Raw genomic sequence first — 7,318 nt, 5'->3', positions numbered from 1 at the left:
CGACACGGCGCTCGGCTCCGATACCGGCGGCCCGGTGCGGGCGCCCGCGAGCCATTGCGGCCTGTTCGGCATCCGCCCGACCCACGGGCGCATTTCGCTCGAGGATTGCCTTCCCCTGGCTCCCTCCTTCGATACCTGCGGCTTCTTCGCCCGCACCGGCGACGTCTTCGAGAGCGTCGCGGCGGTGATGCTCGGGGAGGATGCCGCGCCGCTGCCGGAGGCGCCCCGCCTCCTCCTGGCGGCGGACGCCTTCGCGATGCTCGATACCGAGGTGCGGGCGGCGCTGGCACCGCACCTCGCTTGCATCGAGGCGCGTCTCGGCCCGGCGCGGATGGTCGAGGCCGCGGGCAGCGCGGGGTTCTCCCCGCTCTACTGGGCGTTCCGGCGCATCCAGGGCCGGGAGGCGTGGCTCGCGGACGGCGCCGTCATCGAGACGCACCGGATGCCGCTCGGCCCCGGCGTCGCCGAGCGCTTCGTCTTCTCCCGCGAGGTGACGGACGAGGAGCTTGCGGGCTCCGTCGCCGTGCGCGCGGCCTTTTGCCAGCGCTTCCGCGAACTCGTCGCGGCGGCCGGCGTCATGATCCTGCCGACCATGCCGGACGTGGCCCCGCTCCTCGCCGAGGAGGAAAGCGGCCTCGACGCCTATCGCAACAAGTCGATCGACATTCTCTGCCTGTCGGGCTTGTCGGGCCTGCCGCAGGTGACGATACCGGTCGCGAGCCGGCTCGGGGCGCCGCTCGGGTTGTCTCTGCTGGGGCCGGCCGGCTCGGACCTGTCCCTTCTGCGCCTCGCCTGCCGGCTCGCCGAACCGGACTGAGAAAGAGAGCGGCGGAGCGTTCTCTCGCAGGGAGGCAGGAATGAGCAGACCAGTGGCGGTGCTGGACCGGCGGCCGGAAGTCGCCCTCTCCTGCGGCTGCGTCCTGGGCGAGGGCGTCATCTGGGACCACCGCCTCGCCACGCTCTATTGGGTGGACATCAACGGGCAATCCCTCTGGTCCTGGCGGCCCGATGGCGGCGAGGAGGCGAAGGCGCGGGCGCTGGACGAGAGGGTCGGCTTCGTTCTCCTGACCGAGGATCCCGCGACCGTGCTTCTCGGCCTCAAATCGGGGCTGGCGCGGCTGGCGCTGGAGGGGGGAGAGCCGGCGATCCTGGTCCGCCCCGAGCCCGATCTTCCCGGCAACCGCCTCAATGACGGCGTCGCGGCGCCGGACGGATCGGTCTTCTTCGGCACCCTCAACGAGGCCGACCGGCAGCCGAGCGGCCATTTCTACCATTGGTCCGGGGCGGGGCTCGCCCGGTTCGGCATCTGCACGGTGACGACCAACGGGCCGGCGATCGATCCCGATCTCGGCCTGCTCTATGCGACCGACACCTCCCGCGGGCGCGTGTGGCGCTACCGGCTGCGGGAGGACGGCGCGCTCGGGGAGCCGGAGGAATTCGCGGCTTTCGGGGAAGGGGAGGGCCATCCCGACGGGATGGCGGTCGATGCCGAGAGCCATGTCTGGATCTGCCATTTCCGCGGCAGCCGCATCACGCGCTTCGACCCGGACGGAGAGCCGGTCCTCGTCGTCCCGATGCCGACCCCGCAGGTGACCAAGCTCGCCTTCGGCGGCCCGGACCTGCGCACCATCTATGTGACCACGGCCGCGCGCGATCTCGACCGGGCGGCCGACCCGCTGGCGGGACATCTCTTCCGCCTGGAGGCGGGGATTGCCGGGCGTCCAGCGGGCATCTGCCGATATATCACGGACTGAGCCGCGGCGCGGTCCCGCGGCCTGGTGTCGCATCACGGGCGCCTCCCCCCTTCGGGAGCTTGTCCGCGGCCTCGCATGAACGGGAAGAAAGCTCGGCGACATCAGGCAGAAACTTTTTTTGAACCTTTCTGTGCCTCGCGACGTTAACGATTTGAGGGAAGACCCTCGAGGCCATCCGCATGCCCCATCTCGATGCCAGCGCACTGACCGAGGATCCGCAGGGAATGGAGTTTCTCGCCGCCGTCCTCGACGTTCCGGCCGGGCACCCCGTACCGTCCTGGCAGCCAGACCCGATGGCGGCGATGGCCGAGCCGATCGTCGTGAAGCCTCCGGTCCGCCGCCGCCGCAAGCGCGCGGCGCTCATGCCGGAAGCCGCCTGAAAGAGAAAGCCGTGAGGCTTGAACAAGCCGCCCTCCGGGGCGGCTTTTCCATATCCGATTCGAAGAGCCGGACGCCGAGACAGGCGTTCCCGATCCCCGCCTGCTCGCGGCTGTCGGCCGCTGTGCCGAGATCACGCTCCGTCCAGTTTGCAGGATATGCCCGCGATCGGGATTGCCGCGCCAGCGCGTCCCTCAGCTCTTCGACATCGGCCAGACGGGCTTCGCCACGGCGACCTGCTCGGGGAAGATCGTGACGAATCTGCCGCCCGAATATTGAAGCAGGACGGGATCGGCATCGGGGTTCTGCCCGGTCTCCTCGAAGACGACCTTTCGCCAGGGCATGATGGTCCGGCTGCCGGGGATATTGGTGGCGGCCAGCGCGTCACGGATCTTCGAGCCTTCCGTCGACTTGGCGCGATTGATCCCGTCCGCGAGCACAAGCATCGCCATGAATTCGCGCGCGGTGTTATCGTTGAGGTCCTTGCCGGACCGGGCCTTGAACAGTTCGTTGACCTTGGCCACGGATGGCCGCTTCTGCGCGAGGTCGAGCGAAAAGGAGCCGCGGGTGATGAAGTTCTCGATCTTCGACCCCACCGCGTCGAGGAACGCCCTGTCGGCGAAGCCGGCGGATTGGGCGATGATCGCCTTGGGCCGGTAGCCCAGCTCGCTCATCGTCTTCACGAGCAGGATGCTGTCGGCCGTGTAGCTCGTGGGCATCAGGACGTCGGCATTGTCGGCCTTGAGTTGCTGCACCTCGGTGGCGAGGGAGGGCGTGTTGGCGCGGTACTTGATGTCCGAGACGAGCTTGTAGCCGCGCTCGCCGGCGAGTCTTCTCTGGATGTTCGAGGAGTCGGTGCCGAAGATCGTGTCCTCGTAGAACAGCGCCAGCGTCTCGACCTTCTCGCCCTTCTTGCGCAGGGAATCGAGGAAATCGAACATGACGGTCGAGAACATCTCGTCATGGGCCGCGGCCCGGAAGAAATATTTCAATCCGCGCCTGTGCAGGCTCGGCGAGGAATTGTCGGCGGACATGAAGGGAATGGCGTGGCGCTCGGCCGCCTGGCTGACGGCGGCGGCAACGGCGCTCTGGTAGGTGCCGATGAGCGCCGTGACCTTCTCCTGCGTGATCAGGCGCTCGGCCTCCGCCCGCCCCTTCTGCGGGTCGCCCTGGTGGTCCGCATAGATAAGCCGGGCCTTTGCCCCGCCGAGGCCGGGCAGCCCCTCGCCCTTGGCGAGCGGCAGGTCGAGGCCGGGATGGGGGGTGTTGACGATGTCGGCGGCGGTCGCGAAGGCCGCCTTGGCGTCGACGCCGACCTGGGCGCTCGCGCCGGACAGGGGATAGAGAGCGCCGATCGTCACCTCCTGGACGGTGTCGGCGCGCACGCGCGCGGGAACCGAGAGGGCGAGCGCGGAGCCGCCCATGAAGCCGCGACGTGTCAGCATGGGGTTCCCCTCTCGCTCGCCTCAGCTCGCGCCGAGGGGCGTCGAGATGTCGGGCTCCTCGAACGGGGCTTCGCGCGCATGGGCGGCGGACATGACAGGCTCCTCCTCGCGCTCCAGACTGGCGCGCGGATTCCGACTTGTCCAACGGCGAGTGCGAAAAGCAGGGCGACCCGGTGAAGCGCCCCTCAGCCCCTCGCCGCCGCGAGGCCGCCGAGCAGGTCGTCGAGCACGTCGTCGGGATGTTCGAGGCCAATGGAAAGGCGCACGAGCCCCTCGCCGATGCCCATTTCCTCCCGCTGCGCGGGCGTGAAGCGCTGGTGCGTCGTCGTGGCGGGGTGCGTGACGAGGCTCTTGGCGTCGCCGAGATTGTTGGAGATGCGCACGATCCTCAAGGCGTTGAGGAAGCGGAAGGCGGCCGCCTTGCCGCCTTCGAGTTCGAGCGCGATCAGGGTGGAGCCGCCCGACATCTGCCGCGCGGCGAGCGCCGCCTGGGGATGGTCCGGGCGGCCCGGATAGACGAGGCGCGCCACTCCCGGCCGGCCGGCGAGGGCGTCGGCCAGATGGGCGGCATTGGCGGCCTGTTGCCGCACCCGCAGCGGCAGGGTCTCGAGGCTCTTCAGCAGCACCCAGGCATTGAACGGGGACATGGCCGGCCCCGTCTGGCGCAGGAAGGTATGGATATGCGTCTCGATGAAATCGGCCGAGGCGAGAACCACGCCGCCGAGGCAGCGGCCCTGGCCGTCGATATGCTTGGTGGCCGAATAGACGACGCAATCGGCGCCGAGGGCGAGCGGCCGCTGGAAGAGAGGGGTGGCGAAGACGTTGTCGACGACGAGCGTCGCCCCGCCCGCCCTGGCGATCCGCGCCACCCCCTCGATATCGACGAGGTCGAGGGAGGGATTGGTCGGGCTCTCCAGGAAGAGGGTCCTGGTATTTGCCCGCATCCCGGCGCGCCATTCGTCGAGGTCGCGCCCGTCCACGAGGGTCGTCTCGACGCTGAACCGGGGCAGGAATTCCTCGATCACGTAGCGGCAGGAGCCGAACAGGGCGCGGGCGGCGAGGACATGGTCCCCGGCCCGGACCTGCCCGACGATGGCCGCGGTGACCGCCGCCATCCCGGTCGCGGTCGCGCGGGCGGCCTGCGCGCCTTCGAGAGCCGCCATCCGCGCCTCGAACATGGCCGTGGTCGGGTTCGAGAAGCGGGCATAGATGAAGCCAGGATCGTCCCCCGTGAAGCGCTGCTCGCATTCCTCGGCGCTGGCATAGACATGGCCCTGCGTCAGGAAGAGCGCCTCGGAGGTCTCCGCGAATTGCGAGCGCAGGGTGCCGCCATGGACGAGGACCGTCTCCGGCCTGAGCTTCGAGGAGGAATGCGTCGTCATGGTGGGGGCCGATCGGTTCGGTTCGAGGCGGAACTGCCCTCGATGTATGCGGCGGCGTCATGGCAAAGGTTAAATTTTCCTCAACCTATGCGCTGGGCGCAAAGCCAATTTGCGGCGCAGAGCCTGACATCCGCTACCCGCATCGCTTATGTTGCAGTGCAATAGAGAGAGGGAAACGCCCGCGGCTATTACGGAGATATCCATGTCCGCGGCAAGTGTTCAGTTCAACCGTATCCAGTTCAACCATATTCCGTTCAACGAGGTCGTGTCGGCCGCCCCCGGCGAGGAGCTGCCCTCCCGCGAGCCGGGTCTGATCGGCCGCTTCCTGCACGCCGTCCACCGGGCGCAGACGCGCCGGGCCGAGCAGGAAATCGCCCGCCTCATCGAAAAGCGCGGCCGCCGCATGACCGACGACCTCGAGCGCGCGATCGAGCGCCATTTCATCTGAGATTCTGCGGGGGCGGGGAGAGCCCCCGCCCTTCCTCCCCGAGTTCGGCCGGGGCCGGCGCGCCGCGCAGGCGGTAGATGGCCACGGGCTTCTCGAAGCCCGGCAGGCCGTGCTCCCCGAGCGGCTCTGGGTCTCCCCAGAGATGGTCCGCGAAAACGCTCGACATCAGGAGCGGCTCGCCCAGCGCCTTGTTCAATTGCGCAATGCGGGAAGCGAGATTCACGTCGCGCCCGATCACGGTGAAGTCGAGCCGGTTCCCGGAGCCCACGTTGCCGTAGGCGGCCTCGCCGTAATGCAGCGCGATTCCGGCGGCGATCCGCTCGGGAAAGGTGCCGGCCCGGTTGGCCTCGTCCAGCCTGACGAGGGCGGAGACGGCTGCCGTGACGGCCGACTGCGCCGTCCCGCCCGTATCGTCGCCGCGGTCGCGGAAGATCGCGAGCAGCCCGTCGCCCAGATATTTCAGCACCTCCCCGCCCTCCGCCTCGATCGGCGGGACGAGGCAGTCGAAGAAGTTGTTCAGCAGCTCGACCGCCGCCTCGGGCGAGAGCGCCGAGGTGATGCGCGTGTAGCTGCGCATATCCGCGAACAGAATCGCCGAGCGGATGCGCGAGACCTGTCCGCGCCGGATCGCGCCCGACAGGATCTGCCGATGGGGCTCGTCGCCGACATAGATGCGCAGCACGTTGTCGAGCCGCTGGCCGACCGAGCGCATTTCCATCGCCGCCGAGAAGGTCGGCATCAGGAAGCGCAGGAGGCCGAGCGAGCGGCGGTCGAAGCCGCCGGGGCTGCGCGTCGCGAGGGTGAGCCCGTTGCGCGTCCCGGTGGAGAAGATCAGCGGGATGACGAGGTATTGCAGGTATCCCGCCTCCCTCAGCTCCGCGACGATGCCGTAGGCGGAATCGGGGGTGTCCGCGAGATCGAGCAGGAGCCACTCGCCGGTCCGGTGCGTCTCGGCGAAGGGCGAGCGCTCGTAGATGGCCTCCGATTCCGGGCCGTGCGGGAACAGCCGGTAGCTGACCCCCTCGCCCTTCAGCCAGAAGCGGCCGACGCCTGAATATTGCGAATCGAGCGCATCGATCGCGGTGCTCAGGCGATCGACGGGCGTGCCCAGCTCGTTCAGCCTTTCGGCGAAGCCGGCCAGAAGCTCCTGCGTGTCACCGCTCGCGCTCCTCTCCAGCAGCCAGTCCCGGATGCCGACCGCCTGCCAGAGAAGGTCGGGCGCGACGAGAAAGACCTCGGCGCCGTCGGCGGCCGAGGTCGGCCCGAGCCGGATTGGCGGCCCAAGCGGGGCTTGCGGCCCGAGCCCGGCAGCCGGGTCGGCGGAAGGAGGTGTCTGCGACATCCGACGATGTAATTGGCGCGCCCGCCGAGGCGGCGCAAGCGCGCGGGAGAGAGGGCATCCTCAGGCCGGCGCGGCGGCTCCCGCGATATCCGGCCGGCGGTTCTGGCGCATGATCAGATAGAGTGCGATCGCCTGGTTGAGGACGTTCCAGGCGATGCCGTGCAGGAAGGCCGCCCGGTAGGAGCCGGTCCAGTCGAAAATGAGGCCGGAGAGCCAGCCTCCGAGCGCCATGCCGACCAGCGTCGCGGCGACGCAGATTCCCACTCTCTGGCCCGCCTCCCGCGCCGGGAAGACCTCCCGCACGATGATGGCGTAGCTCGGCACGATGCCGCCCTGGAAGAGCCCGAACAGGATCGAGACCACGTAGAGCGAGGCGAGCCCGTCGAAGAACAGGTAGAGGACGAGCGCGAGGCATTGCAGGGCGGAGCCGATGAGGAGGGTCATCATCCCGCCGATCCGGTCGGCGACGAAGCCCGAGCCGACCCGCGACACGATGCCGAAGGCAAGCATGAGGGACAGCATCTCGGCGCCGCGGGCCGGGCCGTAGCCGAGATCGCCGCAATAGGCGA

General features: G+C 69.0%; 8 protein-coding genes. 4 read left to right on the top strand and 4 right to left on the bottom strand.

Annotated elements, in window-relative coordinates:
• From PKD06_RS16650 to PKD06_RS16640, 3 genes are all read left to right on the top strand, one after another.
• A partial coding sequence (locus PKD06_RS16650; protein ID WP_324382061.1) for an amidase family protein occupies positions 1-817 on the top strand: 817 nt, incomplete at its 5' end.
• A gap of 40 nt (positions 818-857) precedes the next feature.
• Entirely contained in the window at positions 858-1,754 is an 897-nt protein-coding gene (locus tag PKD06_RS16645) for an SMP-30/gluconolactonase/LRE family protein (RefSeq protein WP_324382059.1), read from the top strand.
• A 179-nt stretch (positions 1,755-1,933) separates the two neighbouring features.
• Positions 1,934-2,134 carry a hypothetical protein gene (locus PKD06_RS16640; RefSeq protein ID WP_324382057.1) on the top strand — a complete coding sequence of 67 codons (201 nt, stop codon included), beginning with the start codon at positions 1,934-1,936 and terminating at the stop codon, positions 2,132-2,134.
• 192 nt (positions 2,135-2,326) lie between these two features.
• Here the strand turns inward: PKD06_RS16640 and PKD06_RS16635 are convergent, their stop codons facing one another.
• Both PKD06_RS16635 and PKD06_RS16630 read right to left on the bottom strand, forming a co-directional pair.
• On the bottom strand, positions 2,327-3,577 hold the full coding sequence (locus PKD06_RS16635; protein WP_324382055.1) for an ABC transporter substrate-binding protein: 1,251 nt from the start codon (positions 3,575-3,577) through the stop codon (positions 2,327-2,329).
• A 185-nt stretch (positions 3,578-3,762) separates the two neighbouring features.
• Positions 3,763-4,959, bottom strand: coding sequence for an O-succinylhomoserine sulfhydrylase (locus tag PKD06_RS16630; protein ID WP_324382052.1), 1,197 nt, complete (start codon positions 4,957-4,959; stop codon positions 3,763-3,765).
• Positions 4,960-5,161: 202 nt separating this feature from the next.
• On the opposite strand from PKD06_RS16630, the gene PKD06_RS16625 reads away from it, so the two are divergent.
• Positions 5,162-5,407: a hypothetical protein gene (locus PKD06_RS16625; RefSeq protein WP_324382050.1), complete on the top strand. Its 246-nt coding sequence runs from the start codon at positions 5,162-5,164 to the stop codon at positions 5,405-5,407.
• Here the strand turns inward: PKD06_RS16625 and PKD06_RS16620 are convergent.
• Both PKD06_RS16620 and PKD06_RS16615 read right to left on the bottom strand, forming a co-directional pair.
• Positions 5,400-6,749, bottom strand: coding sequence for an adenylate/guanylate cyclase domain-containing protein (locus PKD06_RS16620; protein ID WP_324382048.1), 1,350 nt, complete (start codon positions 6,747-6,749; stop codon positions 5,400-5,402). The two genes, PKD06_RS16625 and PKD06_RS16620, sit on opposite strands and share 8 nt — an antisense overlap.
• A gap of 60 nt (positions 6,750-6,809) precedes the next feature.
• Positions 6,810-7,318, bottom strand: a 509-nt coding sequence (locus PKD06_RS16615; protein ID WP_324382046.1) for an MFS transporter, incomplete at its 5' end; no start/stop codon positions are given.

It is taken from the genome of Enterovirga sp. (assembly GCF_035325185.1).
Lineage (GTDB): Bacteria > Pseudomonadota > Alphaproteobacteria > Rhizobiales > Beijerinckiaceae > Enterovirga.
The sequence above is the reverse complement of the archived record's forward strand: the minus strand, read 5'-3'. Positions and strand labels throughout refer to the sequence as shown.

Bases quoted from the DNA above. Each gene is read 5' to 3' on its own strand.
- PKD06_RS16620 (WP_324382048.1), bottom strand. From the start codon at position 6,749: ATGTCGCAGACACCTCCTTCCGCCGACCCGGCTGCCGGGCTCGGGCCG.
- PKD06_RS16645 (WP_324382059.1), top strand. From the start codon at position 858: ATGAGCAGACCAGTGGCGGTGCTGGACCGGCGGCCGGAAGTCGCCCTC.
- PKD06_RS16635 (WP_324382055.1), bottom strand. From the start codon at position 3,577: ATGCTGACACGTCGCGGCTTCATGGGCGGCTCCGCGCTCGCCCTCTCG.
- PKD06_RS16625 (WP_324382050.1), top strand. From the start codon at position 5,162: ATGTCCGCGGCAAGTGTTCAGTTCAACCGTATCCAGTTCAACCATATT.
- PKD06_RS16630 (WP_324382052.1), bottom strand. From the start codon at position 4,959: ATGACGACGCATTCCTCCTCGAAGCTCAGGCCGGAGACGGTCCTCGTC.
- PKD06_RS16640 (WP_324382057.1), top strand. From the start codon at position 1,934: ATGCCCCATCTCGATGCCAGCGCACTGACCGAGGATCCGCAGGGAATG.